We start from the raw sequence: 24,872 nt of genomic DNA on the forward strand, positions 1-24,872 counted from the left end.
TATATCATTTATTGAAAACAAAATTTATTTCAAACTGGCCAAACTCTTTTCCAAGGTCTCGATTTTGGCTTCGGCATCGGCCACTTTTTTGCGTTCCATGGCCACTACCTGTTCCGGGGCATTGTTCACAAAACGTTCGTTGCTCAATTTCTTTTGCACCGAGTTTAAAAATCCCTTCGTATAGTTGAGTTCTTCCTCAATTTTTTTGATTTCGGCTTCCACATCGATAGCATCACCCATCGGAATGAAATATTCGTTGCTCTTTACCCTAAAACTCAATGCCCCATCCATACCGCTATCCACGGCTTCAAATTTGGAGAGATTGGTCAATTTTTGAATGATGGCATCCATTTGACTATTTACGCCTTCAGCGTTCAGCATGAACAATTCCAATGCATCCTTTTGGGGGATGTTCTTTTCTTTTCTAATGGTTCGAACACCGGATATGACCTCAGCCGCAAATTCAAAATCGGCGATTAAAGCCGTATTAACAGCATCAGCTTTTGGCCATTTCGATATGATCAGTGCATCTTCAGGGGTACGTTCTGCGATATGCTGCCACACCTCTTCTGTCAAAAATGGCATAAAAGGGTGAAGTAGTTTTAAGTTTTCCCCAAAAAGATGGATCACCTCATCGAAGGTCTTTTGGTCTATCGGCTGTTGATAGGCTGGTTTTACAATCTCCAACAACCAAGAGCAGAAATCGTCCCACACCAATTTGTAGGTGGCCATCAGGGCATCCGAAATTCGGTATTTCGAAAAATGGTCCTCGATTTCCACCAAGGTCTGGTTGAATTTGGCCTTGTACCACTCCAATCCAATTTTGGCCGCTTCGGGCTGGGGCAATGCTGCCGTTTCCCATCCTTTTACCAATCGGAAGGCATTCCAAACTTTATTGGCAAAGTTGGCGCCTTGCTGACATAGGGATTCGTCAAACAACAAATCGTTCCCGGCAGCGGAACTCAACATCAATCCCACACGTACGCCATCTGCCCCAAAATCCTCAATCAATTTGAGCGCATCGGGAGAGTTACCCAAGGATTTAGACATTTTTCGACGTTGCTTATCACGCACCAATCCGGTCAGGTATACATTTTCAAAAGGTCTTTTTCCCCGGTACTCATAACCTGCCATAATCATACGGGCCACCCAAAAGAAAAGGATGTCAGGCCCAGTTACCAGGTCGCTTGTTGGGTAATAATAATTTACCTGTTCATTTTCTGGCTCCAAAATACCCCCAAACACACTAATGGGCCACAACCAAGAGGAGAACCACGTATCCAATACGTCCGGATCCTGTCGTAGATCGGATTGTTGGATTTTTGGGTTTTTGGCCTGTGCCAATTTCAAGGCTTCTTCCGGGGTTTCGGCCACTACAAAATCCTCTTTCCCATCTCCATAATAGTAGGCAGGTATCTGTTGTCCCCACCATAATTGTCGGGAAATGTTCCAATCCCGAATGTTTTCCATCCAATGGCGATAGGTGTTATCAAACTTTGAAGGGTACAATTTTACGTCCCCGGTTTTCAAGACGGCATCCAAAGCCGGTTTGGCCATATCTTCCATTTTAAGGAACCACTGGTCCGAAAGTCGCGGTTCGATAACGGCCTTGGTCCGTTCGGAAGTACCTACTTTGTTCAGGTGCTGTTCGGTTTTCACCAAAAAGCCTTTTTCCTCCAACTCCTTAACTATTTCCTTTCGTACCACAAAGCGATCCTTGCCTTCGTAATGCATCCCGAAGGAATTCAAAGTGGCATTCTCGTTAAAAATATCGATGACCTCAAGATTGTGTTTTTCCCCAAGATTTTTGTCGTTTTCATCGTGGGCCGGGGTCACTTTTAAACATCCGGTACCAAATTCAATGTCCACATATTCGTCCTCGATAATGGGAATCACCCGCCCGCAAATGGGAACAATGGCTTTTTTGCCCCTTAAATGACGATACCGATCATCATTGGGGTTGATACAGATGGCCGTATCGCCTAAAATGGTTTCGGGTCGCGTTGTTGCAATGGTCACCTTTTCATCGGAGCCTTCAACAGCATAAGATAAATAATACAGATTGCCCTGCCGTTCTTCGTAAATCACTTCTTCATCGGAGAGTGTGGTCTTAGCCTCTGGGTCCCAGTTTACCATACGATAACCCCGGTAGATGAGTCCTTTGTTATAAAGGTCCACAAACACCCTGATCACCGAAGCGGACATATCGTCGTCCATTGTAAATTTGGTTCGGTTCCAATCGCAGGAACAGCCCAATTTTTTCAATTGTTGCAGAATAACACCCCCATATTCATTGGTCCAATCCCAGGCATGCTTCAAGAACTCGTCACGGGACAAGTCGGCCTTATTTATGCCTTCTTCCTTCAGTTTTGCCACCACTTTTGCTTCCGTTGCTATGGAAGCATGGTCCATTCCGGGTACCCAACAGGCATTTTTTCCCAAAAGTCTTGCCCTGCGGATCAATACATCCTGCAGGGTGTTGTTGAGCATATGGCCCATGTGCAGTACCCCGGTTACGTTTGGCGGGGGAATCACTATGGTGTAGGGCTCTCTTTCATCTGGTTGGGAACTGAAATAATTATGCTCGGTCCAGTACGAATACCAGCGCTCCTCCACCCTTTTGGGCTCATATTTTGATGGAATTTCCATTTTTTCGGTACAGTTTTTGTTAAATATGGACTTGGATTGGATTTTTGAAGGGGAAGCGAACTGTTAATTTTAAGCTATTCTTCGGAAAGAGGCCAATCCAGAAATACGAAACAAAAATAAGTAACGTTATTACATAACAAAAGAATTTTGGATGCAGGTATGAAAACATCTACATTTGAAATTCACCCAAAAACCAAAAATGATGAAAAAAACTGTACTCATGCTGTTTGTAGGGCTTGTTTCCCTAGGGATTTATGCGCAAGATGCTACGGCGAAAATCGAATTTAAGAGTGAGACCATTGACTATGGTGAAATTGACAAAGGTAGTGATGGTGTACGTGTATTTGAATTTACCAACACCGGAAATGCACCGTTGGTAATCAGTGCGGTGAGATCGAGCTGTGGCTGTACCATTCCCAAAAAGCCGGAAGAGCCCATTATGCCCGGTGAAACAGGAAAAATTGAAGTAAAATACGATACCAATAGGGTTGGACCCATCAGAAAGGCCATTACGGTGACCTCCAATGCTGATGTTCCCACCAAGGTGTTGAAAATAAAAGGCACGGTCAAAGGACCAGGAGCCAAATAAGTTAAAAGAAAATTATAAATGGACCCCGGAGCGAAAGTTTCGGGGTTTTTTATTAGTCGTCATCGAAGACTTTTTTGAGCACAAAGGAGAAGAGCAAATCCTTGTTATAGCGTTCGATAAGCACCCTAATGCGCCTTCCTTCCTTCTCGTTCAACATTTTAAGGATTTCTTGAAGCTTGTATTGGTGGACCCTTTTGCCGTTCACGGCCAGGATAACATCCCCCTCGCGAAGGCCAGCTTCGGCAGCTGGACTCCCTGCACGAATTCCGGACACAATGATTTCAGGTACAAGACTCAGCCTTGTTTTGTTTTCCAATAAAATCTGCACATTGCCAAAAGAGGATTCTTCTTCTTTGATCAATCCATTGCTATCAGAGATTCGTTCCGCAATATATCGGAGGCCATTGTGCTGAAGCTCAATACCTGCCAAGTTATATTGAAAAGGATCCTTGAAATAGCCGTTCTTTTTCAGTGTCAATTTTCCATTTGGGTAATCGAAAATCATGTTGAACCGCTTCAACACCTCACCACCCACACTGCCATTACGATCGCCGAAACTTTCTATGTCCCCAAAGGATTCGCGATATGGAAAGGCCACCTTGGCTTCCTTCAATTCAAAATCACCTATGCGAATACCCCCAATTTTGGAACGTTTTCCAAAAATATCGCCACTTAGGCCCCTGCCCAAATGATCTTCGTAGTTCTTTTCGGGTATATCCAACCCTTTCTCCGGTTGATGAAATAGCCACAAGGCATCACTGCTGCCGGTATCGACCAATAATTTTACGGGTATGTTTGCTGTATCACGCATAAGTACGGTTCCAGTCAAATAGGCCTTTCGCTCCTCAACGGTCAAAGGAATGGTCTGCATGCCTTTTCGGTTTTTATACTTGTACAATTCCGGATTATGCAGTTTCAAGGTTTTGGATGCATAATTCACCTCAACCACAAAATCACGGAATAGATCATATCCCATAATGCCATGGACAGGTATGCCCAAAGAGGTAGACAGATTGATGTCCCGATCCAACACTACATAAAGATCTTGCGCATAATTGTATGCCTTGCCCAATTTGAACACATTGCCTTTTGAACTCAAAGCCTTCATGGGTTCACCATCGCCCAATCCCCTGATCGTGATTTCGGTCACATTGTTTATTGGTACAGAATCGGAATCGGACAGGTTGAACAATATAGGCTTACTTACCCCAGAATCCAGAATAAAGGTCAATTCTGTTCCATTGATCTCCACGGGAATAATCACCAAGTTGTTGATAAGTTCAAACTTGAGCTTTTCAACCTTTTCACCCTTGGGCAAATCGTATCCTTGTGCCTTAATGAACAAGGGCACAAATAATAGAAGCGCAATAATTAACAATTTTTTCCTCAACATGCTTACTACCAAAAGGTTGTTTTTATTAAATATACAAATTAAACACAATGGTCTCATTTAATTTAACATTTCCATAAGCCATCAAATAAACCTGTTTTATGTTGTTTTCGATTCTTGGTTTCACCATTTTTGCGTAAAATTTTGAACATGCCAAGTATCTCAGAAAAAGGAAGGCATATGCCCGCTTCCCCCATTCGTAAATTGGTCCCCTACGCAGAGGCAGCCAAAAAGAAGGGAACCCATGTTATACACTTGAATATTGGCCAACCGGACATCAAAACCCCAAAAGTGGCTTTGGATGCCGTTCGCAACCACAACATTGAGGTTTTGGCCTATAGTATGACCGAAGGTTCGGAGACCTATCGGGAAAAAATTGCCGCCTATTATGCCAAAAAGGATATCCATGTTGCTGCCCAGGACATTATAGTCACCACCGGTGGGTCGGAGGCCCTTTCCTTTGCCATGGGCACCATTATGGATGCCGAGGATGAAATCATCATTCCAGAGCCTTTTTACGCCAATTATAATGGATTTGCTACAGCTGCCGGGGTAAAAGTGGTTCCTATCGTCTCAAAAATCGAGGATAATTTCGCGCTTCCACCTATTGCGTCGTTTGAAAAATTGATCGGCCCCAAAACCAAGGCCATTCTTATATGCAATCCAGGTAATCCCACGGGGTATTTGTACAGTAAGGAAGAAATAAAGCAATTGGCCGAATTGGTCAAAAAACATGACCTGTTCCTAATTGCGGATGAGGTGTACCGTGAATTTACCTATGAAGGAAAACAACATTATTCCATTTTACAGTTGGAAGGTTTGGAAAACCATGCCATAGTTGTGGATTCGGTATCCAAAAGATACAGTATGTGCGGAGCTCGAATCGGCTGCCTGGTTTCCAAGAACAGAGATGTGATACAGACAGCGCTCAAATTTGCACAAGCACGATTGTCCCCACCCACTTTTGCCCAGATTGCCAGTGAGGCGGCTTTGGATACTCCCCAGGTATATTTTGATGAAGTTATTGAAGAATATGCATCCCGAAGGAATTTGCTGATCTCGGAATTGAAAAAGTTGGACGGGGTTAAGGTTGCCATACCACAAGGAGCATTTTATTGTGTTGTGGAACTGCCGGTGGAAGATGCCGATGACTTCGCCCAATGGCTTTTGGAAAGCTTTTCGTTCGATGGGAGCACCGTTATGGTCGCACCAGCAGCGGGTTTTTATGCTACCCCCGGACTTGGTAAAAACCAGATCAGAATTGCGTATGTGCTCGAAAAAGAGCAACTTGTTAAAGCCGTCCAGATATTGGGCAAGGCACTAACCAAGTACAACAGTCTTTGAATATTGTAGAGAACATATCATTAAAGGACTACAACACCTTTGGAATTGACGCCAAAGCCCGATTCTTTGTAGAAATTACCGGATTGGCACAATTGCAAAAGGTACTCGAACTGAAGGCCTATCCCAAAAAGTTTATCATCAGCGGGGGAAGCAACATGTTGCTCACAACAGATATTGATGCGTTGGTAATGCACATCAACCTTAAAGGAATCAGTGTTGTGGAAGAAAGCGAGGATGCGGTGGAAATCAAGGCAATGGCCGGCGAAAACTGGCATGAATTTGTCATGTGGTCCCTGGAACAAGGTTATGGGGGTTTGGAAAACCTCTCCCTAATTCCGGGAAATATTGGCACGGCCCCCATCCAGAACATTGGTGCATACGGTGTGGAACTCAAAGATGTTTTTGTGAGCTGCGCTGCCATGGATGTGGAAACCGGGGAACTGGTCAGTTTTGATAAGGATACCTGTAATTTTGGTTATCGTGATTCCATTTTCAAGAACGAAGCGAAGGATAAATACATCATCACCTCCGTAAACCTTCGGCTCACCAAGAACAACCATATGCTGCATACCGGATATGGTGCCATTGAGGAGGAGCTCAAGAAAAATGAGATAATTTACCCTACAATTCGGGACATTTCCAATGCTGTGATCGCCATTCGAAAAAGCAAGCTCCCCGATCCAAAGGAATTGGGAAACAGCGGTAGTTTTTTTAAAAATCCCATCATCTCAAAAAAAGCGTTTGACAAATTCATCAAAGCCAATCCCACGGCTCCTTTTTATGAAGTGGATGCCAAAAACTATAAGATTCCGGCCGGCTGGTTGATTGAGCAATGTGGGTTCAAAGGAAAACGATTCGGTGATGCCGGCGTGCATGAAAAACAGGCATTGGTATTGGTCAATTATGGCAGTGCTACGGGAAAGGAAATACTGGATTTGGCTGTCAAAATTAAGGAAGAAGTACGCAATAGGTTCGGTATCAAGATAAAAGCCGAAGTGAACATCATAAAATAACCCCCGCACTTTTAACAGAAACGGGGGTTATACCAAACCAAACTAACCAAACTTATGTATATCGATGGGACCAAAACTGGCCCTTAATTTCTTTTTAAAGGTTAGACACATTATGCATTTTGTGTCTTAGCTTTGTTCTATATACGATATAAATCCTATTTTAGATTTTTGTCCCAAACTTTTTTTCAATGCAGCTTAAATGAGCACACTAATCGAGCGACATATTGTTTCACTCCTGGCCGAAAAGGACGACAAGGCCATTTCCCTATTGTATGAAAACTACGGGGATACGCTCTATGGTGTGGCCTATAAAGTGGTGAAGGATGAAGATCTGGCACAGGACGTTCTGCAGGAAAGTTTTATCAAAATCTGGAAAAAAGCAGACTCGTATGATGCCTCCAAGGCCAAACTTTTTACCTGGCTATTTCGCATAACCAGAAATACCGCCATCGATAAATTGAGGAGTTTGAGCAATAAAGCGGACAAAGAAGTCCAAATCGATGTTTCCAACGTATATAAGGTTGGAGTGGAGGGCATTAGCCCCGAACATCTGGACATCCAAGAAAACCTTGACAAACTGGAGGAAAAGTATAGAGTTGTGTTGGAAGCCTTGTTTTTTGAAGGGATGACACAACAGGAAGCAAGCGAAGAACTGGATATTCCGTTGGGCACCATAAAATCGAGATTGAAGATTGGTCTCAGGGAACTTGGAAAGATTTACGGCACAACAATGGCCTTACTCCTATTGCTAAATTTACTGCCATGAAAGAAAAAGTAAAAATATTTTTGGAATCCGACCTACTGGAAAAATACCTGTTGGATGATACCACCAAGGAAGAAGCCCAACAAGTGGAACGCTACATAGCCATGTACCCAGAGGTACGGGAAAACTATGATATGCTCCAAAAAAACTTGGAAACCTTCGCCAGAATGTATGCCAAGACCACACCGGAGGGCTTAAAGGAAATCATAATGAACAGCGCCAAAAAAGAGCGTATGGTCAGCAAAAGGGTTTTCCGCTATGCCATTGCTGCCAGTGTGGCCATTATGGTATTTGCAGGTTCCTCTTTCTTCTTCTGGAGCCAAAACAAGAGCCTACAGGAGGAAAATACCCTGGTTACCAACAAAATCAAATACTTGGAGGACAACATGAAGGACCAATTGGCCGATATGAGAAACCAATTTATCGTTCTTAACAACCCCGCCACCAAAAAATTGGAAGTAAAGGGTAAAAGGGAAGGCAAGGAACTCAAGGCCATTGCCTACATCAACCCTGTAAAGAAACTCTCCTACATCAATGTGAGCAATGTGCCGGAACTGCCCGAAAACAAATGCTTCCAAATGTGGGCCGAAGTCAATGGGGAATTGGTAAACTTGGGTGTTATCAAACAATTTGATGAGAAGGACAAACTTTTGGCCCTACCCTATGCCGATAATGCCGTGGGCTACATCACCATTGAACCCGAAGGAGGCAACACAGCACCCTCTGTGGATAATATTGTGGCCGATATCAAATTTTAGGCAACGACCCTAAAGTATCCTTAAAGACACTCCTGCTTTCAATAGGTATTTTGTACCTTTGTGCAAAAGTTGGATCATGAAGTTAGTATTGTTGACCATAGGTCTTTTGGCATTGGCGTTTGCCGGAATAGCCATAAAAATATGGGGGAAAAAAGACGGAAAATTTGCAGGCACCTGCGCCAGTCAAAGTCCATTTTTGAACAAGGACGGAGAAGCATGTGGTTTCTGTGGCAAGTTGCCAGATGAACAAGAGTGCAAAAAAGATTCCGTTCCCGAACTACGCTAAGTCTGGCTCCTGTTAGCTAAACCGTTTTTTTGGAGAAAACCGATAATTCCATAAAAGAAATCATTCAAAGGGCAAAAGAAGGAAACCAAATTGCCTTTAGTACCTTGTTGGATACTTTTTGGAACGATGTTTATGGGTTCCAATTGCTCCGCACCAAAAACGAGAACGACGCCGAGGACATCACCATCCGCACCTTTTCCAGGGCTTTTGATAAAATCAACTCCTATGACGAGACCTACGAGTTCAAGACCTGGCTGATTACCATTTCTAAAAATTTGCATGTTGATCTTATCCGTAAGCGAAAAAAGAGCATGCTCAGCGAACTGGACCCCAGGGGCGACGAAGCAAAAAGGGTACTGGACGAAACCCCGACCGTAGAAGATCAACTGATCACCGAACAAAATCTGGCAAACCTGCTCCGGGACATCAAAAAATTGAAGCCCCATTACCAAAAGGTCATCAACCTAAGATATTTTCACGAGATGAGCTATGCCGACATCGCCAAGGAACTGGATGAACCGGTGAACAATATCAAAGTAAAACTATTGCGGGCCAAAAAATTGCTGGCCGAAATCATCAAAAAAAAGTAGCCCCTTCCACAACGCTACTTTCCTACCCAGTTTCGTATCTTTGTAAACCAAAATTCATTGTATGAGCAACAGTGTGGCAGAAAGTGTGATTCCTCCAAAGGGAAAACCCAAATGGCTGCGGGTCAAGCTTCCAACAGGAAAAAAATATACCCAATTAAGGGGTCTTGTGGACAAGTACGACCTTCACACCATCTGTACTTCCGGCAGTTGCCCGAACATGGGCGAATGCTGGGGCGAGGGCACCGCAACCTTTATGATATTGGGCAACATCTGTACCCGTTCTTGTGGTTTTTGTGGCGTTAAGACCGGTAGACCTGAAAGCGTGGACTGGGCGGAACCCGAAAAGGTGGCACGATCGATAAAGATCATGAACATCAAGCATGCCGTACTTACCTCGGTGGACCGTGACGATCTTAAGGATATGGGATCCATTATTTGGGCAGAAACCGTAAAGGCTGTTCGTCGAATGAACCCCCAGACCACCATGGAGACGTTGATTCCCGATTTTCAAGGCATCCCGACGCATTTGGACCGAATTTTACTAGTAGCCCCCGAGGTGATCTCACACAACATGGAAACCGTAAAGCGCCTTACCCGCGAAGTGCGTATCCAAGCCAAATACGAAAGAAGCCTTGAAGTACTGGATTATTTGAAAAAAAATGGGGCCAATCGCACCAAATCCGGAATTATGCTCGGTCTGGGCGAAGAGGAACATGAAGTTATAGAAACCATGGAAGATTTGCGCAAAGCCAATGTAGATGTAGTCACCATCGGACAATACCTACAGCCCTCCAAAAAACACCTTCCGGTAAAACAGTTCATCCTACCCGAACAGTTCAAAAAGTATGAAGAACTGGGCTTGGAGATGGGCTTTAGACATGTAGAGAGCGGAGCATTGGTACGATCTTCCTACAAGGCCCACAAGCACATTCACTAGACCCTAATCCTACTTACCGGGAAATGAAAAACTTCAGAATAGGCATCAATGGCTTTGGACGTATTGGAAGAACCTTGTTCAGGCTCCTTCAAAACCATCCGAATATTAGTGTGGTGGCCATAAACGACCTTGCCGATGCCAACACGTTGGCCCATCTTTTAAAATATGACAGTATACATGGTAGGTTGGAAGCAGAAATTCAATCGGAGAAAGATGCCATACTGGTCAACGACAGAAAAATTGCCATTTTAGGACACAATCATCCAAAGGATATCGATTGGGCAAGCCATGATGTGGATATTGTGGTGGAATCCACTGGAAAATTCAAGACAAGGGAACAGCTCCAATACCATATTACCAACGGGGCCAAAAAAGTGATTCTTTCTGTCCCCCCAGATGACGAATCCATTAAGATGGTGGTTTTGGGCGTGAATGAAGGCATTTTGGATGCCAATGACGAAATTATTTCCAATGCTTCATGCACTACCAACAATGCCGCGCCCATGATCAAGGTGATCAAAGAGCTCTGTGGCATTGAGCAGGCCTACATTACTACGGTGCATTCCTATACCTCCGACCAAAACCTTCACGATGCACCGCATCGTGATTTGAGACGTTCCAGGGCAGCAAGTCAATCGATAATCCCGACAACTACAGGTGCTGCAAAAGCACTGACACATATATTTCCTGATCTATCCAATGTGATAGGTGGATGCGGTATCCGCGTACCCGTGCCCAATGGCTCGCTAACCGATATTACCTTCAATGTGGTTCGGGAAACAAGTATTGAGGAAATAAACGCTACCTTTAAAAAGGAAGCGGAAACAAGCTTAAAAAATATTTTATACTATACTGAAGACCCAATAGTTTCCATCGACATAAACAATAGTTGTCATTCTTGTACGTTTGATTCATTGATGACCTCCGTAATCGGGAAAATGGTCAAAATTATTGGATGGTATGACAATGAAACTGGTTATTGCTCCAGAATCATTGATTTAATAGCTTTGCTTATAAAGAAAGAATACATTTGATATTGAGCGCTTTACACAAAAGAATGGGCAAATACTTGCTGCTTGCGTTGCATTTTTTTCTATGCACTCAGGTTATCCATGCCCAATTCGGTGGGAGCTCCACGGAGAAAGTCCTAACCATTTTTCAGGAATTTAACCAGTATCGCCACGAAAATAAATTCGACAAGGCACTCGAAACCTTGAATGAAGCTGCAAATATTGCGGAAAACAACGAGGACGAAAAACTATTGGTCGATACCTATCACCAATATGCCCGCATTTATTTGGAAGAAGGGGACTACGATACCGCCATATTCTATTGGGACAGGGCCGGCAATGTCTTAAAGTATAGCTCATATTCCTATGGCCAAGCTTTTCACTTATACCTCGATGCGGCACTGCGTTACACGGAAGGCAACAACTTTCAATCCCTGAAATTACTGGAAGAATCTAGGAAACTGAGCAACAATCGTAACCTTACCAATAATATCCTCTTGCTGGAGGCCTACATCTTTACCAATATTGAAAAATATGACGATGCGGTAAAAAATCTGCATGCCCTTATCGTAAACTCGGATGATCAGGAACGGGCCTATTTGGCCACAAAGGCCAATTTACAGCTTTCGCGTATCAGTGTTACCCTAAACGATCTTGAAGAGGGTATCATCCATTCGAAAGCTGCATTGGAAGTGGCCCAAAAACATGGTTATGCCAACGAAATAAAAGAAGCCTATCAGCAATTATCCGATATTTATGAGCAAACAGGTGATTTTTCGCAAGCATTGACCTACAGAAAAGAATTGGAGCAGATAAAGGACTCGGTATTCAACATACAAAAGGTTCTGATTGAATCCAAGTCAGCGGACAATATCAAGTTTGAGCACCAAACCAATGAGCTGAACAAATTGCAGATCAAAAATGAGGAACTGAGCGAATCCAAAAACCGATCAGAGATCACTGCGATCTTAACATCGGCATTTTTGACCATCATTTCCCTTTTGGCCGTTTCCCTGTTCCGGAACAACCAGATCAAATTAAAAACCAACGACCTCCTATACACCAAGAACAAGGAACTAGAGCTGGCCAGGGATGCTGCAGTATCGGCCATGGAGGCGAAAACCAATTTTCTTTCCACGGTGACACACGAGTTGCGTACGCCACTTTATGCGGTTACGGGACTCACCCATTTACTATTGGAAGAAAATCCTTCGGAGCACCAAAAGGAACATTTAAAGTCACTGAAATTTTCCGGGGAATACCTACTGAACTTCATCAACGATATTCTCCAAATCAACAAGATAGATGCGGATAAGCTGGAGCCTTTGAAGATTGAGTTCAAATTGCACAAAGTACTTACCGATGTGGTCGAATCCCTCCAGCAAAATGCCAACGAAAACAAGACAAAATTACTATTGGATTACGATCCAAATATTCCAAAAACACTGCTGGGCGACCCTATAAAACTATCCCAGATCTTTATGAACTTGGTGGGTAATGCCCTTAAGTTCACCAAAAATGGAAAAGTAGAGGTAATCGCCAAAATGCTCAACCAAGAAGAGGATCAGGTAAAATTGTATTTCGAGGTCAGGGATAACGGAATCGGGATTTCAGAAGAACAGCAGAAACACATTTTTGACAGTTTTGAACAAGGATCCATCCAAATTAACAGGGAGTACGGAGGTACAGGTTTGGGCTTGACGATTGTTAAAAGTCTTTTGGGCCTATTTGGCAGCACCATCCATTTGGAAAGCGAATTGGACCACGGCAGTTCCTTCTATTTTGAAATGGACCTTAAATGTGATAGGAAGGCCGTAGATGAAGTTGCTTTTGAACTGAACAATGAAGATTTTGTGTTCAAGGGATTACATGTTTTGGTCGTCGAGGACAACAAAATCAATCAGGTGATCACCAAGAAGATGCTGACCAAAAAGGAAATTACCTGCGATATAGCCAACAATGGCAACGAGGCAATCGATATGGCCAAGGCCAATACCTATGATGCCATCCTAATGGACATACACATGCCGGGCATCAGTGGTGAGGAAGCGACTCGACAGATCAGGAAGTTTAACCAAGACATTCCCATTATTGCGTTGACAGCGATTTCTTTGGATGACAGTTTGGACAGTTTTTACGCCGCAGGCTGCAACGATGTGGTGACCAAACCATTTAAACCTGAAGTTTTCTATCAAAAAATAGGTGAGAACATCTTCAAAAACCGGGTACAAGGTTCCGTTTAGATCACACTTTTCAATTTATTTTCGAGAATGGTCCTATCATTTGGGTCAAAATGATGACTTATTTCCAAATAATATAGGTTATTGACCTTGCCATGTAGGCGAACGAAATCCTTTTCTGTGGTCAAGATCAATTCAAAACTCGAGAACCGTTGAATATCTGCATCCGAAAAATGGTGGTGGTCACCAAATTGAAAATGGTCAAAAACCATTCCTTTGGAATAAAGGTAATCCAACAATGGCTTGGGAGAAGCTATTCCGGTTACCAAGGCCACTTTTTTAGCACCAATAGCTTGTAGGGGCAACTCCTCTCCTTCTCCATTTTTTATAGTTTCAGCATAAGACAAGGTAGCAAACAATACATCTTGATGTGCCAAGGGACGTAATCGGTTCACCAATTCAGTCCTTTCACTCTCAGTCGGAAGTACCGGGCATTTGGTGACAACGATGATATCAGCACGGCGAGCTTCCCTTTTGCTGTCCCGCAGATTACCCGTAGGCAAATACCAATCTTTCACATACAAATGATCAATGGCCGTTAATAAAATGGAAAAAGTGGGTTTCACCTTTCTGTGTTGAAAGGCATCATCCAAAACAATGACATCGGGGTTTATTATGGATTCCAATTGCTCAATCCCATTTCTACGGTCCGCATCCACCGCAACGGCCACTTCAGGAAATTTGCGGTGCAGTTGAAAGGGTTCATCCCCTAAATCCAAAACCGAACTATGCCAATCGGCCAATACGAATCCGTTGCTTTTTCTTTTGTAGCCTCTACTCAGGATGGCTACCCGTTTATCGGATAACATGCGTATCAGATATTCAGTCATTGGGGTCTTGCCGGTGCCTCCAACGCTAACATTGCCCACACAAATGGTTGGCGTGGTATAGGATTTTGAAGTAAAAACACCGAAATCGTATAGCCTATTGCGGACATAAACCACCAAGGCGTAGAGCAATGAAAAAGGAAACGCTATTTTGCGGAGCAATTGCAGCATTGGACGAAAATATAATATTTTATCTTTAGCCCACTTAACTATTTTACTATGACGGTAAACGATATCGCAAATATACTCGAGGAACTTGCCCCACTGGCCCATGCAGAAGATTTTGACAATGTAGGGCTATTGGTGGGCGAACCTACAACAACGGTCAGCGGTGTTTTGGTTACGTTGGATACCTTGGAAAATGTAGTGGATGAGGCCATTGCCAAAAAGTGTAACCTGATCGTCAGTTTCCATCCCATCATATTTAAAGGCCTCAAAAGACTTACCGGAAGCAACTATGTAGAGCGTGTTGTACTAAAGGCCATTCGCCATAACATTGCAATATATTGTATGCATACGGCTTTGGATAATAGTAAAATGGGAGTAAACGCCAAGATTTGTGAGGTATTGGGCATCCAAAATCCACAAATATTGATCCCCAGAAAGGGAGCCATTAAAAAATTGGTGACCTATGCCCCACTCGCGGACGCCGCTACTGTAAAATCTGCCCTATTTGCAGCAGGAGCGGGCGAAATAGGCAAATACAGCAACTGCAGTTTCAATCTTGATGGCCTGGGCAGTTTCAAAGCTGGAGATGATGCCAATCCAACCATAGGAAAAATTGGGGAATCGCATGTGGAGAAAGAAACCCAGATCAATGTGATCTACTCCTTTGAGAAGGAGAATAATATTCTGAAAGCGTTGTTCGAATCCCACCCATATGAAGAGGTGGCCTACGAGGTAACCACCTTGGAAAATGCCAATCAGGATTTGGGTATGGGTATGATAGGCACCTTGGCAACTGAAATGGAAGAAAAGGCATTTCTTGCTTTTGTAAAGGACCGAATGAACGTCTCAGTGGTACGACATTCGGAATTTCTGGGAAGAAAAGTTAGAAAAGTAGCCGTTTTGGGGGGAAGTGGCGCTTTTGCAATTACCGCTGCAAAGCAAGCAAAAGCCGATGTTTTTATCAGTGCAGACATTAAATACCACGATTTTTTCCAAGCAGAAAACCAACTGTTAATTGCAGATATCGGGCACTTTGAAACTGAGCAGTTTACAAAAGATTTATTGGTTGATTATCTTACGAAAAAAATTCCTAATTTTGCAGTCTCTTTATCGGAGAGTATAACGAATCCCATCAAGTATTTATAAAATATATGGCGAACAAGAAAGAAAGCACCGTGGAAGAAAAATTGAGAGCTCTGTACGATCTACAGCTAATCGATTCCAGGGTGGATGAAATCCGCAATGTTAGAGGTGAGCTACCATTGGAAGTACAGGACTTGGAAGATGAGGTTTTGGGTCTTAAAACCAGATTGGACAAATTGAAGACCGATGTTGAAACCGTCAACTTCGAGATTTCGGCCAAGAAAAACCTGATTGACGAATCCAAGGCACTCATTAAAAAATATACCGAACAGCAAAAAAATGTGAGGAACAGCCGCGAATTCAACTCCTTGACCAAGGAAGTGGAGTTCCAGGAATTGGAGATCCAATTGGCCGAGAAGAACATCAAGGAATTTAAGGCACAGATTGAGCAGAAAAAGGAAGTGATCAACCAGACCAAGGAAAAATTAACGGAACGTGAGGGTCACTTGAAGCACAAAAAAGGAGAATTGGATGCCATTCTTGCCGAAACGGAAAAAGAGGAGAAAGCGCTTTTGAAGAAATCGGAAGAGTTTGAGGAAAAAATCGAAGACCGATTGATCCAAGCCTACAAAAGAATCCGTCACAATGTGAAAAACGGATTGGCCGTGGTTCCGGTGGAGCGTGGCGCATCAGGAGGATCCTTCTTTACCATTCCCCCTCAGGTGCAGGTAGAAATTGCTTCCCGCAAGAAAATCATCACCGATGAGCACAGCGGCCGTATTTTGGTCGATCCGCTATTGGCCGAGGAAGAACAAGAAAAAATGCATGAGCTTTTCGCAAAGATCTAATAGTATACAACACATAAAAAAGCCACCTTTTAGGTGGCTTTTTTGTTTCGTATCGTTGGGAATCAAGCTTCCAATTGGTTCAATATAAATGTTTCCACTTCCTTGGAATCCCATTTTTCGGCAATATTGGGCAATTGCATCACCTTTTTCATAATGGCTTCCTGTTGATCGCCAATGGCCAACGCTTCCGCGTACGGCCTATCAGAAAAAGTCACCCGGCTATAAATCGGAATCCACTTGTCCGGATGGAGGGTTGCAAAGTGTTTCTCTATCTTTTTCTGAAGGAGAAACATGGGATCGGCCGTTTTGCGGCTCATTTCCACAAAATTGCGATAACTCAGTTCCGCAATGGCATCGGCATTGGGCTTGCGTTCTTTTTGGTATTCCGAGAAAATTGTATCCCAATCATCACCGTGTTGTTCCATCAATTCGTTGAGCACATAAATATCCTCAAATCCGGCATTCATGCCCTGCCCAAAAAAAGGCACAATGGCATGGGCCGAATCACCTACCAAGGCCACCTTGTTCCAATATGTCCATGGGTAACACTTCATGGTCACCATGGCACTGGTCGGGTTATGGAAGAAATCCTTGGTCAGGTTTTCAATATCCTTTCTTACATTGGGAAAATACTCCTTAAAAAATGCCCGGGCGTCTTCCTCGGTCTTTAAGTTTTCGAACGAAACCTTACCTTCAAATGGCAAGAACAGCGTACAGGTAAAACTGCCATCAATATTCGGCATGGCAATCAGCATAAACTCGCCCCTTGGCCAAATATGAAAGGAATTTTTATCCAATTTATGGGTGCCATCTGCATTGGCAGGAATCGTCAGTTCCTTATAGCCCACATCGATAAAATCCTGTGAGTAATCGAATCGACTGCGACGTTGCATTTTGTGACGAACCCTGGAAAAAGCTCCATCACATCCGAAAATAATATCAAACTGATACTCCTGCCACTCCCCTTTCTCGGATTCCCCGGTAAAAATTTTTGCTTCTGGCAAGCTCACATCCCAAACTTTTTCATTGAAACGGAACTCGGTTCCTGCTTCTTCTGCAAGATCGATCATCCGTTTGTTTAGAATACCACGGGAAATGGACCAAATGGCTTCGCCATCCTTGCCATATTTTTGAAAATACACCGGCTTGTCGTTCACATGCATGGCCCTTTTATCCAAAGGAATCGCTATTTCCTTGATCTTCCTTTCCAAACCGACCTTTTCCAAGGAGCGCCAACCGCGGTTACTCATCGCCAAATTGATGGACCGACCGGAAAATTCAATGGTTCGAATATCTGGCCGACGATCAAATACAGTGACCGAATGTCCTAATTTCCGAAGATAAATTGCTAAAAGGGAACCCACCAATCCAGAACCGATGATGGCAATATTTTTTGGAGTCTGTGCCATAAATGACCCGTGGGTCTTTTGAAGTTAGATGGTAAAAATAAGGAATTTGATTTTTTAACCGTTGATGGAAAGGAACATCTTATTTTGTTTAATATTTTTGTATTTTTATTAAACACTTTTAATTGAAGTCGTGGCCCATCACAAACTTAGTCTTCCGGTTAAGATATGCCCAGTCTGCAAAAGACCGTTCCAATGGCGTAAAAAATGGGCCCTTAATTGGGAAGAAGTAAAATATTGCAGCGAGCGCTGCCGAAGAAACAAACCATAAACCTATGAGCAACCATTTGATATGGTTCGGAAACAATTTGCGGGTGAACGACAACCAACTATTGGATCTCGCTTGCCAAGGCGACCGTGTAATTGCTGTGTATTTTTTCGACCCCAGACATTTTGAATTCGATGCCTTTGGATTTAAGAAAATGGAACGATTCAGGGCCAAATTTTTGCTGGAGACCATAGAACAACTCAAGCAAAGTTTGGACACACTCAATATAACCCTCCTCACCTTTTATGACCGACCAGAGCATAAAATTCCTGCGATGGTGAACAAACATCAGATCGACTCACTTTTCCTTCAAAAAGAGTGGACCTCGGAGGAGATGGGCATCTTCAAGCGTGTGAAAGCCAAATTACCTTCGCACTTAAAAGTGGTAGAACACTACGACCAATTTTTGTTCCATCCTGATGATATCCCCTACAAAACATTTGAAGCCATACCGGATGTGTTCACCCAGTTTCGCAAATTATGCGAACGAAAAGCCAAAGTGCGACCCAGCACACGAATTCCCAAAAAAATGCCCAATGAAAACCGCATTGACAATAAAACGGTCATTCCCACCTTACAACAATTGGGTCTGGAAATGGTGGTACACGACCAACGTTCGGCATTCACCTTCAAGGGTGGAGAAAGCAGCGCCCTACAGCGCGTGCAATACTATTTTTGGAATTCTAAAAAGTTGGCCTTTTACAAACGGACTCGAAACGGCCTTGTTGGGACGGATTATAGCTCCAAACTATCAGCATGGCTGGCCAATGGATCACTGTCGGCCCGCACCATTTATTGGGAAGTAAAGCGATTTGAAGAAGAAGTGGAGCAAAACCAAGATACGTATTGGCTCATTTTTGAACTGATCTGGCGGGACTATTTTAAATATGTTTCCCTAAAATATGGCAACCAGATTTTTCAGTTGGAAGGTATCATGAACCGAACCTACGAATGGTATCGGGAACAGCATGTGCTTCTTAATTGGATCAACGGACAAACCGAGGACGATTTTTTGAATGCCAACATGTTGGAATTGAAACACACTGGTTGGATGAGCAATAGAGGGCGGCAAAATGTGGCAAGCTACTGGGCGAAGCATCTCCGGCAAGACTGGCGTATTGGCGCCGCCTATTTTGAATCGATGCTGATCGATTACGATGTACACAGCAATTGGGGAAATTGGATGTACAACAGTGGTGTGGGCAACGACCCCCGCAACCGCACCTTCAACACCAAACGACAAGCAGAAATGTACGATCCCAATCGAAAGTTTCAACAGCTTTGGTTACAGCCCACCTTATTTTAAGCGATGAAAAGACTACGACTTATTTTGGGTGATCAGCTCAATGGCAATCACAGTTGGTTCCATTCGATAGACGAAAATACCATGTATCTGATGGTCGAAATGCGTCAGGAAACCGATTATGTAAAACACCACATCCAAAAGGTGGTCGGCTTCTTCTTGGCGATGCGGAACTTCGCATCCACCTTAAAATCCCAGGGCCACAACGTACTCTATTTAACCATTGATGATCCTGAAAATCCACAGGACCTCGGCAAAATCCTAAAAGAGCAAATTGCCAAGCACGCCATTGAAAAATTCGAATATCAGCTGCCGGATGAATATCGATTGGATCAACAATTGAAAACCATTGGTAACGACTTGAATAGTCCAACTGAGGCATTTGACACAGAACATTTTTATGCTGACCGGGAGGAACTGGCCAAGTTTTTCAAGGGAAAGAAGCAACTGTTGATGGAAACCTTTTACCGCATGATGCGCAAAAAGCACAGTATCCTCATGATCAACGACCAACCCGAAGGAGGTCAATGGAATTTTGACCAGAGCAACAGAAAGAAATGGGATAGCTCGCCCAAAATACCAGAGGCATTGAACTTTCGCAAAAATGTTTCCGATGTGGTGGAAACCCTTGCCAATGCCGGGGTAACCACTTTTGGACATATCGACCCAAAAAACTTTAATTGGCCTACCTCACGAGAGGAAAGCTTGCAACTTCTGGATTTCTTCTGCAAGAACCTGCTTGTCCATTTCGGGGATTATCAAGATGCGTTACACACTCAGGAAAAATTTCTTTTCCATTCGCGGTTATCCTTTGCCATGAACACCAAAATGCTTTCGCCCAAGGAGGTGGTTGATGGCGTACTGAAATACTATTATACCCACAAAGAGGCCATCCATATTTCCCAGATCGAGGGTTTTGTGCGCCAAATTTTGGGCTGGCGCGAATATATGAGAGGTATTTACTGGCGCGAAATGCCCAATTATGCATCATGCAATGCCTTGGAGAACCACAATCCCCTACCTGATTTTTTCTGGACAGGAGACACAAAAATGAACTGCTTGAAACATGCCATTGGCCAGAGTCTGGATGAGGCCTACTCCCATCACATTCAACGATTGATGGTAATCGGTAACTACGCCCTGCTCACCCAAACCCACCCTGATGAAGTGGATGCCTGGTATTTGGGCGTGTACATTGATGCCTTGGAGTGGGTGGAAATCACCAACACGAGGGGCATGAGTCAATTTGCCGATGGAGGTCTAGTGGCTACCAAGCCTTATGTGAGCAGCGCGAACTACATCAACAAAATGGGCAATTATTGCAAAGACTGCCACTACAAGCACACCCAAAAAGTGGGAGAAAAAGCGTGTCCGTTCAATGCGTTGTACTGGAATTTTTTGGCAGAAAAAAGATCTCATTTCGAAAACAACCCCAGAATGGGCATGATGCTGAACCTATTGGATAAAAAAGATGCAAAAGAATTGGATGAACTCAAAAAAAGGGCTCGGGAAGTGATTGCCCATCCCGACCGATTTTAACTTTAACAATTTGTTAAGGTCCATTGGCACCAATCTTGACGTATATCTAATAAATATTCCGCTTCGGCGTCCATATATATGCAAAAAGTCCTTCCCAAAAACTTGTGAAGGACTTTTTCCTTTTATGTCAAAACTTTGTTGTTTCTATTCCAAGATGGCATCCACGATTCCGTATTCCACGGACTCTTCAGCACCCATCCAATAATCCCGGTCAAAATCTTTCATGACCTTCTCAAACGATTGTCCACAGTTATCGGCCAAAATTTGGGCACCCAACTCCTTGGTCTTAATAATTTCCTTGGCCTGGATCTCGATATTTGAAGCCTGACCCCTTGCACCGCCACTGGGTTGGTGGATCATTACTCGAGCGTGTGGCTGGATAAAACGTCTTCCTTTTTCACCTACGGATAACAAAATAGACCCCATCGAAGCTGCCAATCCGGAACAAACGGTTGAAACAGGACTTTTGATCTGTTTTATGGTATCGTATATCGCAAATCCGGAGGTCACGTAGCCACCTGGGCTGTTGATGATCAACTGTATTTCTTTATGGTTCAGTGAATCCAAATAGAACAAACGATCGATAACATGTTTGGCCGAATCATCGTCCACCATGCCCCAAAGGAACACTTTGCGTTCTTCCAATAACTTTTCTTGGATCAAATCCTGAACTTTACCTTTTTTTGAACTCATTTTTTATTTGTTGTGAGACATCAAAAATAAGCAATTCCAAGGAAGTTTTACCATTCCCGATCACATTACCTGCTTTGGTATTTGATCTCCACTTTTTGGGAGACCACATCCTTGATCGGGATCACGAACTTGCCCGATTTGGTGGCCAAGGTAAGGCTGTTGTTCTCTATGGCCTCAATGGTGCCCGCATCATCACCAATCACGATTTGATCCCCAACGGCATAGGTCTTTCGTGTATAGAACGACCGCAATAGATCGGCAATCACGTCCCGGGAACCCAACCCAAGGCCCAAGGCAAATGCCAACAGGAACGATCCCAAGATCAGCGTAATATTATTGGTAATGATGGTGGTATCTACCCCTGCTTGGTTTAGGGCCGTGATCGACATAAAAACCACAATAACATAGAACAACAGGTTGCTCACAATATTGGAGCCCCCAAATTCCAAGGAGTCGAACAGCCGTTTTACCGTATTTTTAACGAAGTTTCCGATATAGAAACCAAGCATCAAAAGCAACAAAGCACTGAAGAAACGTGGCAAATAGCGAAGCAGGTTCCCGATTTCCACAGAAATGATGGTCCAATTGAGGATATCGGCCGCTACGATCAAAAAGACCAAGATCAGCAACCAACGTACAAAGCCCAGAATGATCTTGGCCAGGTCTATTTTAAAATCGCCCTTACCAGTGATGTCCATGCCATTGACCTTTTCGTTCAACACATCCACCTTGGCAAGTTTTAGTAGTTTTCCCAAAATGAACAGTGAAATTTTGATTACGATCCAGCCCACTACCAAAATGGCGATGGCCCCAACGATTTTTGGAAAAGCCTGTGCCATTTCAGTGCCCATGCCCGAAAGTGAATCCAAGGCAATGTTCTTCCAGTTTTTAAGTGTTTCCATAGTTGTTGTTTATTTATTGTGTTCTGTTAGTTTTCGGTTTCTCCCAAGGTTCTAAAGAGTTTGCGCATGGCGGTTCCCATATTGATCGAGAACAGCGAGGCCAATTCCATGATCAACTTGGCGGCAGCAATGTCGTTCATTACCTTTTTCTTCATGCCGGGCGGGGCTTCCAATAAGGATGCTTCCAGCTCTTTGAACGGATTTTTACGTTGCTTTGCCATCGGTTACAAGGTGTTATAGATTTCCAACAATCTTTCTTTAGCTCTTTTTATTCGCATTTTGACCGCACTTTCCCCGAGTTCCAAAAGGGTGACCAATTCCTTGATGCTGGCCCCATCCTGATACTTGAGCAACAAGATGGATTTGTCCTCGGCCGAGAGCAACGCCAGGGATTTCTTGAGTTTGTCGGCCTTCATTTCAAATAGGCTTTCATCGGGTATCTCTTCGGTAAGCTTGTATTCCGTTTCATCCACCTGAACGGACTGATCACTCATTTTGCGTTGCTTGTTGCGGTTGACGTAATTGACGCAAAAGTTATAGGTAAAGGAATACAACCAAGTCGAAAACTTGGACCGCCCCTTAAAGGTGCGCAGTTTTATGAACAGTTGAAGAAATACATCCTGTGTAAGGTCTTCTGCTTCACTTTCCGAAGTGGCAAAGCCAAAGCATTTGTTGTACACCATTTTAGCGTAGCGATCGTACAGTTTTCCAAACAACAGGGGATCGTTGTTGGCCACAATTTGTTCCACCAATTCCTCATCCGACAGATGGGCATAAAGATCTTCTGTTTCCAAAAACGTTTCGTCGGGGTTTCTTATCAGTATTAGAAACAGTTTTTTAAAAAAAGTCACTTCTGGTGTTTATTAATCAATTGGCTTTTTCGAAATGGCGCGCAAATTACAGGATTTTCATGGTATATTTGGTTAAAAACCAGACATGAAGACCTATTACCTCGTTGGACTGTGCTCCATCCTATTATTTGCCAGCTGCAAAACAGAACCAAAAAAAGAAACCGAACAGCCCAAACCCGAAAAAAGCGTTCCCGAATTGATTGCCGAGGCCCATGGTTTCCAAAATTGGAAATCGGTGAAAGAAATCACCTTTACCTTTAACGTGGACCGCGATACCATGCATTTTGAACGCAGTTGGGACTGGAAACCCAAAACCAATGATGTGATCTTTACCACCACTTCGGATACGCTTGTCTATAACAGAAATGCCATGGACAGTGTGGCCCTAAAGACCAATGCCGGATTCATCAACGACCGCTATTGGTTGTTGGCGCCTTTTAACCTGATGTGGGATGCCAACAATTATACTTTTGAACATACGGCCGAATCCAAAGGCCCTATTAGTGGGGAACCCATGCAAAAGCTCACCATTCTATACGGAAATGATGGTGGTTACACCCCTGGCGATGCTTACGATTTTTATTTTACCGACGACCACCTGATCCGAGAATGGGTGTATCGCAAATCGAACCAGGAAGAGCCCTCGCTTATGGCCACTTGGGAAGATTATGTGAACATGGGTGGCTTGCAGTTGGCCCAAAAGTACAATAGGCCCAACAGCGATGTCAGCTTGTATTTTACTGGGCTAAGCGTAAAGACGGAGTAAATTGCACAGTCAAAATGACAAAGTCAAAACCAAACTATATTGACCCTAAACCATCCGAATTATGAAAATTACGACCAAACTGTTGACATTGCTTCTTACACTCATTGTATTGGGTTTTGCGATTCAAGGCTGTGAGCCAAAACAAAAAGTTGAATCCAACGAAGTAGAAAAAGAAGAAATGGTTGAAACTGAAAAACCTGAATATTTTCTTTTACGACCAGATGTGGAAAAAGGATATGGATATTCACATGCTGTAAAAATCGGGAATAGCATTAAAATTTCGGGAGCAGTAAGTATGGATGATGAAGGCAATCCGACCGCCATAGGCGATTTGGAGCAGCAAATGAAAAACTGTTATTCAGATTTGGGAAAAATACTGGAACATTACGGTTGTACATTTGATGATGTCGTCGTTGAAAATATTTTCACAACAGACATGCCCCTAATGTTGGAAAAATCCGGCTATAGAGCTGAAATTTACAAGAACCATTTTCCAACTGGTTCATGGCTTGGGGTAAAAGAATTGGCGCTACCTGAATTCATGATTGAAATAGAACTTGAAGTCCATAAATCCGAATAAAAGTTGGATCAATCATAAATTATGGGTCTGGGGCCACATGGTAGTTCATAATTAAAAGCTGCTCCTATG

The 24,872-nt window shown here is 43.4% G+C and carries 25 protein-coding genes; 17 read left to right on the top strand and 8 right to left on the bottom strand.

The features are described from left to right. Positions 1 to 24: 24 nt before the first annotated feature. Positions 25 to 2,649 (bottom strand): valine--tRNA ligase, encoded by a 2,625-nt coding sequence (locus tag EO131_RS00340; protein WP_127018369.1) that lies wholly within the window; start codon positions 2,647 to 2,649, stop codon positions 25 to 27. Positions 2,650 to 2,848: 199 nt separating this feature from the next. Between EO131_RS00340 and EO131_RS00345 the strand changes: the two genes are divergently transcribed. Next, positions 2,849 to 3,238: a DUF1573 domain-containing protein gene (locus EO131_RS00345; protein WP_127018370.1), complete on the top strand. Its 390-nt coding sequence runs from the start codon at positions 2,849 to 2,851 to the stop codon at positions 3,236 to 3,238. A gap of 52 nt (positions 3,239 to 3,290) precedes the next feature. On the opposite strand, the gene EO131_RS00350 is transcribed toward EO131_RS00345, so the two are convergent. Then, positions 3,291 to 4,631 (bottom strand): PDZ domain-containing protein, encoded by a 1,341-nt coding sequence (locus EO131_RS00350; protein ID WP_127018371.1) that lies wholly within the window; start codon positions 4,629 to 4,631, stop codon positions 3,291 to 3,293. 147 nt (positions 4,632 to 4,778) lie between these two features. Between EO131_RS00350 and EO131_RS00355 the strand changes: the two genes are divergently transcribed. From EO131_RS00355 to EO131_RS17500, 9 genes are all read left to right on the top strand, one after another. Further along, positions 4,779 to 5,972: a pyridoxal phosphate-dependent aminotransferase gene (locus EO131_RS00355; RefSeq protein ID WP_127018372.1), complete on the top strand. Its 1,194-nt coding sequence runs from the start codon at positions 4,779 to 4,781 to the stop codon at positions 5,970 to 5,972. Continuing rightward, the gene (murB, locus tag EO131_RS00360) at positions 5,969 to 6,985 is read left to right on the top strand and encodes a UDP-N-acetylmuramate dehydrogenase (RefSeq protein ID WP_127018373.1); all 1,017 of its coding nucleotides are present in this window, start codon (positions 5,969 to 5,971) and stop codon (positions 6,983 to 6,985) included. The genes EO131_RS00355 and murB overlap by 4 nt, the downstream gene beginning before the upstream one ends. Before the next feature lie 199 nt (positions 6,986 to 7,184). Further along, the gene (locus EO131_RS00365) at positions 7,185 to 7,751 is read left to right on the top strand and encodes an RNA polymerase sigma factor (RefSeq protein ID WP_127018374.1); all 567 of its coding nucleotides are present in this window, start codon (positions 7,185 to 7,187) and stop codon (positions 7,749 to 7,751) included. Further along, positions 7,748 to 8,506: an anti-sigma factor domain-containing protein gene (locus tag EO131_RS00370; RefSeq protein WP_127018375.1), complete on the top strand. Its 759-nt coding sequence runs from the start codon at positions 7,748 to 7,750 to the stop codon at positions 8,504 to 8,506. Before EO131_RS00365 ends, EO131_RS00370 begins: the two co-directional genes overlap by 4 nt. 76 nt (positions 8,507 to 8,582) lie before the next feature. Beyond that, complete coding sequence (locus EO131_RS00375) at positions 8,583 to 8,792, top strand: membrane or secreted protein (protein ID WP_127018376.1); 210 nt, start codon at positions 8,583 to 8,585, stop codon at positions 8,790 to 8,792. 29 nt (positions 8,793 to 8,821) lie between these two features. Beyond that, positions 8,822 to 9,382, top strand: a complete 561-nt coding sequence (locus EO131_RS00380) for an RNA polymerase sigma factor (RefSeq protein ID WP_127018377.1) — start codon at positions 8,822 to 8,824, stop codon at positions 9,380 to 9,382. A 61-nt stretch (positions 9,383 to 9,443) separates the two neighbouring features. Then, a complete protein-coding gene (lipA, locus tag EO131_RS00385) occupies positions 9,444 to 10,319 on the top strand; it encodes a lipoyl synthase (protein WP_127018378.1) in 876 nt (291 codons plus the stop codon). 23 nt (positions 10,320 to 10,342) lie between these two features. Then, positions 10,343 to 11,353 (top strand): type I glyceraldehyde-3-phosphate dehydrogenase, encoded by a 1,011-nt coding sequence (gene gap / locus EO131_RS00390; RefSeq protein ID WP_127018379.1) that lies wholly within the window; start codon positions 10,343 to 10,345, stop codon positions 11,351 to 11,353. A 23-nt stretch (positions 11,354 to 11,376) separates the two neighbouring features. Continuing rightward, positions 11,377 to 13,572 carry a tetratricopeptide repeat-containing hybrid sensor histidine kinase/response regulator gene (locus tag EO131_RS17500; RefSeq protein WP_164731578.1) on the top strand — a complete coding sequence of 732 codons (2,196 nt, stop codon included), beginning with the start codon at positions 11,377 to 11,379 and terminating at the stop codon, positions 13,570 to 13,572. Here EO131_RS17500 and lpxK read toward each other — a convergent pair. After that, entirely contained in the window at positions 13,569 to 14,567 is a 999-nt protein-coding gene (lpxK, locus tag EO131_RS00400; RefSeq protein WP_127018381.1) for a tetraacyldisaccharide 4'-kinase, read from the bottom strand. The genes EO131_RS17500 and lpxK overlap by 4 nt on opposite strands. A gap of 48 nt (positions 14,568 to 14,615) precedes the next feature. Here lpxK and EO131_RS00405 point away from each other — a divergent pair, with 48 nt between their 5' ends. Continuing rightward, positions 14,616 to 15,710, top strand: a complete 1,095-nt coding sequence (locus tag EO131_RS00405) for a Nif3-like dinuclear metal center hexameric protein (RefSeq protein WP_127018382.1) — start codon at positions 14,616 to 14,618, stop codon at positions 15,708 to 15,710. A 5-nt stretch (positions 15,711 to 15,715) separates the two neighbouring features. Then, positions 15,716 to 16,495 (top strand): zinc ribbon domain-containing protein, encoded by a 780-nt coding sequence (locus EO131_RS00410; protein WP_127018383.1) that lies wholly within the window; start codon positions 15,716 to 15,718, stop codon positions 16,493 to 16,495. A gap of 62 nt (positions 16,496 to 16,557) precedes the next feature. Here the strand turns inward: EO131_RS00410 and EO131_RS00415 are convergent, their stop codons facing one another. Next, a complete protein-coding gene (locus EO131_RS00415) occupies positions 16,558 to 17,904 on the bottom strand; it encodes an FAD-dependent oxidoreductase (protein WP_127018384.1) in 1,347 nt (448 codons plus the stop codon). 130 nt (positions 17,905 to 18,034) lie between these two features. Here EO131_RS00415 and EO131_RS00420 point away from each other — a divergent pair, with 130 nt between their 5' ends. Genes EO131_RS00420 through EO131_RS00430 form a run of 3 tightly spaced genes read left to right on the top strand, consistent with a single transcriptional unit; the run spans position 18,035 to position 21,011 of the window. Beyond that, complete coding sequence (locus tag EO131_RS00420) at positions 18,035 to 18,172, top strand: DUF2256 domain-containing protein (RefSeq protein WP_127018385.1); 138 nt, start codon at positions 18,035 to 18,037, stop codon at positions 18,170 to 18,172. A 4-nt stretch (positions 18,173 to 18,176) separates the two neighbouring features. Then, complete coding sequence (locus EO131_RS00425) at positions 18,177 to 19,475, top strand: DASH family cryptochrome (RefSeq protein WP_127018386.1); 1,299 nt, start codon at positions 18,177 to 18,179, stop codon at positions 19,473 to 19,475. Between the two features lie 3 nt (positions 19,476 to 19,478). After that, a complete protein-coding gene (locus EO131_RS00430; protein ID WP_127018387.1) occupies positions 19,479 to 21,011 on the top strand; it encodes a cryptochrome/photolyase family protein in 1,533 nt (510 codons plus the stop codon). A 144-nt stretch (positions 21,012 to 21,155) separates the two neighbouring features. Here EO131_RS00430 and EO131_RS00435 read toward each other — a convergent pair whose 3' ends face one another. From EO131_RS00435 to EO131_RS00450, 4 genes are all read right to left on the bottom strand, one after another. Beyond that, a complete protein-coding gene (locus EO131_RS00435; RefSeq protein WP_127018388.1) occupies positions 21,156 to 21,704 on the bottom strand; it encodes a ClpP family protease in 549 nt (182 codons plus the stop codon). Between the two features lie 65 nt (positions 21,705 to 21,769). Then, entirely contained in the window at positions 21,770 to 22,606 is an 837-nt protein-coding gene (locus tag EO131_RS00440) for a mechanosensitive ion channel family protein (RefSeq protein ID WP_127018389.1), read from the bottom strand. 26 nt (positions 22,607 to 22,632) lie between these two features. Then, entirely contained in the window at positions 22,633 to 22,827 is a 195-nt protein-coding gene (locus EO131_RS00445) for a hypothetical protein (protein ID WP_127018390.1), read from the bottom strand. Between the two features lie 3 nt (positions 22,828 to 22,830). Then, the gene (locus EO131_RS00450) at positions 22,831 to 23,400 is read right to left on the bottom strand and encodes an RNA polymerase sigma factor (RefSeq protein ID WP_241243751.1); all 570 of its coding nucleotides are present in this window, start codon (positions 23,398 to 23,400) and stop codon (positions 22,831 to 22,833) included. A gap of 142 nt (positions 23,401 to 23,542) precedes the next feature. Here EO131_RS00450 and EO131_RS00455 point away from each other — a divergent pair, with 142 nt between their 5' ends. Then, on the top strand, positions 23,543 to 24,223 hold the full coding sequence (locus EO131_RS00455) for a hypothetical protein (RefSeq protein WP_127018392.1): 681 nt from the start codon (positions 23,543 to 23,545) through the stop codon (positions 24,221 to 24,223). A gap of 61 nt (positions 24,224 to 24,284) precedes the next feature. Further along, complete coding sequence (locus EO131_RS00460; protein ID WP_127018393.1) at positions 24,285 to 24,803, top strand: RidA family protein; 519 nt, start codon at positions 24,285 to 24,287, stop codon at positions 24,801 to 24,803. Positions 24,804 to 24,872 lie beyond the last annotated feature (69 nt).

The sequence above is a fragment of the Flagellimonas beolgyonensis genome (genome assembly GCF_003992615.1).
GTDB lineage: Bacteria > Bacteroidota > Bacteroidia > Flavobacteriales > Flavobacteriaceae > Flagellimonas > Flagellimonas beolgyonensis.

Bases quoted from the DNA above. Each gene is read 5' to 3' on its own strand.
- EO131_RS00340 (WP_127018369.1), bottom strand. From the start codon at position 2,649: ATGGAAATTCCATCAAAATATGAGCCCAAAAGGGTGGAGGAGCGCTGG.
- EO131_RS00345 (WP_127018370.1), top strand. From the start codon at position 2,849: ATGATGAAAAAAACTGTACTCATGCTGTTTGTAGGGCTTGTTTCCCTA.
- EO131_RS00350 (WP_127018371.1), bottom strand. From the start codon at position 4,631: ATGTTGAGGAAAAAATTGTTAATTATTGCGCTTCTATTATTTGTGCCC.
- EO131_RS00355 (WP_127018372.1), top strand. From the start codon at position 4,779: ATGCCAAGTATCTCAGAAAAAGGAAGGCATATGCCCGCTTCCCCCATT.
- EO131_RS00365 (WP_127018374.1), top strand. From the start codon at position 7,185: ATGAGCACACTAATCGAGCGACATATTGTTTCACTCCTGGCCGAAAAG.
- EO131_RS00370 (WP_127018375.1), top strand. From the start codon at position 7,748: ATGAAAGAAAAAGTAAAAATATTTTTGGAATCCGACCTACTGGAAAAA.
- EO131_RS00375 (WP_127018376.1), top strand. From the start codon at position 8,583: ATGAAGTTAGTATTGTTGACCATAGGTCTTTTGGCATTGGCGTTTGCC.
- lipA (WP_127018378.1), top strand. From the start codon at position 9,444: ATGAGCAACAGTGTGGCAGAAAGTGTGATTCCTCCAAAGGGAAAACCC.
- gap (WP_127018379.1), top strand. From the start codon at position 10,343: ATGAAAAACTTCAGAATAGGCATCAATGGCTTTGGACGTATTGGAAGA.
- EO131_RS17500 (WP_164731578.1), top strand. From the start codon at position 11,377: ATGGGCAAATACTTGCTGCTTGCGTTGCATTTTTTTCTATGCACTCAG.
- lpxK (WP_127018381.1), bottom strand. From the start codon at position 14,567: ATGCTGCAATTGCTCCGCAAAATAGCGTTTCCTTTTTCATTGCTCTAC.
- EO131_RS00405 (WP_127018382.1), top strand. From the start codon at position 14,616: ATGACGGTAAACGATATCGCAAATATACTCGAGGAACTTGCCCCACTG.
- EO131_RS00410 (WP_127018383.1), top strand. From the start codon at position 15,716: ATGGCGAACAAGAAAGAAAGCACCGTGGAAGAAAAATTGAGAGCTCTG.
- EO131_RS00415 (WP_127018384.1), bottom strand. From the start codon at position 17,904: ATGGCACAGACTCCAAAAAATATTGCCATCATCGGTTCTGGATTGGTG.
- EO131_RS00425 (WP_127018386.1), top strand. From the start codon at position 18,177: ATGAGCAACCATTTGATATGGTTCGGAAACAATTTGCGGGTGAACGAC.
- EO131_RS00430 (WP_127018387.1), top strand. From the start codon at position 19,479: ATGAAAAGACTACGACTTATTTTGGGTGATCAGCTCAATGGCAATCAC.
- EO131_RS00435 (WP_127018388.1), bottom strand. From the start codon at position 21,704: ATGAGTTCAAAAAAAGGTAAAGTTCAGGATTTGATCCAAGAAAAGTTA.
- EO131_RS00440 (WP_127018389.1), bottom strand. From the start codon at position 22,606: ATGGAAACACTTAAAAACTGGAAGAACATTGCCTTGGATTCACTTTCG.
- EO131_RS00445 (WP_127018390.1), bottom strand. From the start codon at position 22,827: ATGGCAAAGCAACGTAAAAATCCGTTCAAAGAGCTGGAAGCATCCTTA.
- EO131_RS00455 (WP_127018392.1), top strand. From the start codon at position 23,543: ATGAAGACCTATTACCTCGTTGGACTGTGCTCCATCCTATTATTTGCC.
- EO131_RS00460 (WP_127018393.1), top strand. From the start codon at position 24,285: ATGAAAATTACGACCAAACTGTTGACATTGCTTCTTACACTCATTGTA.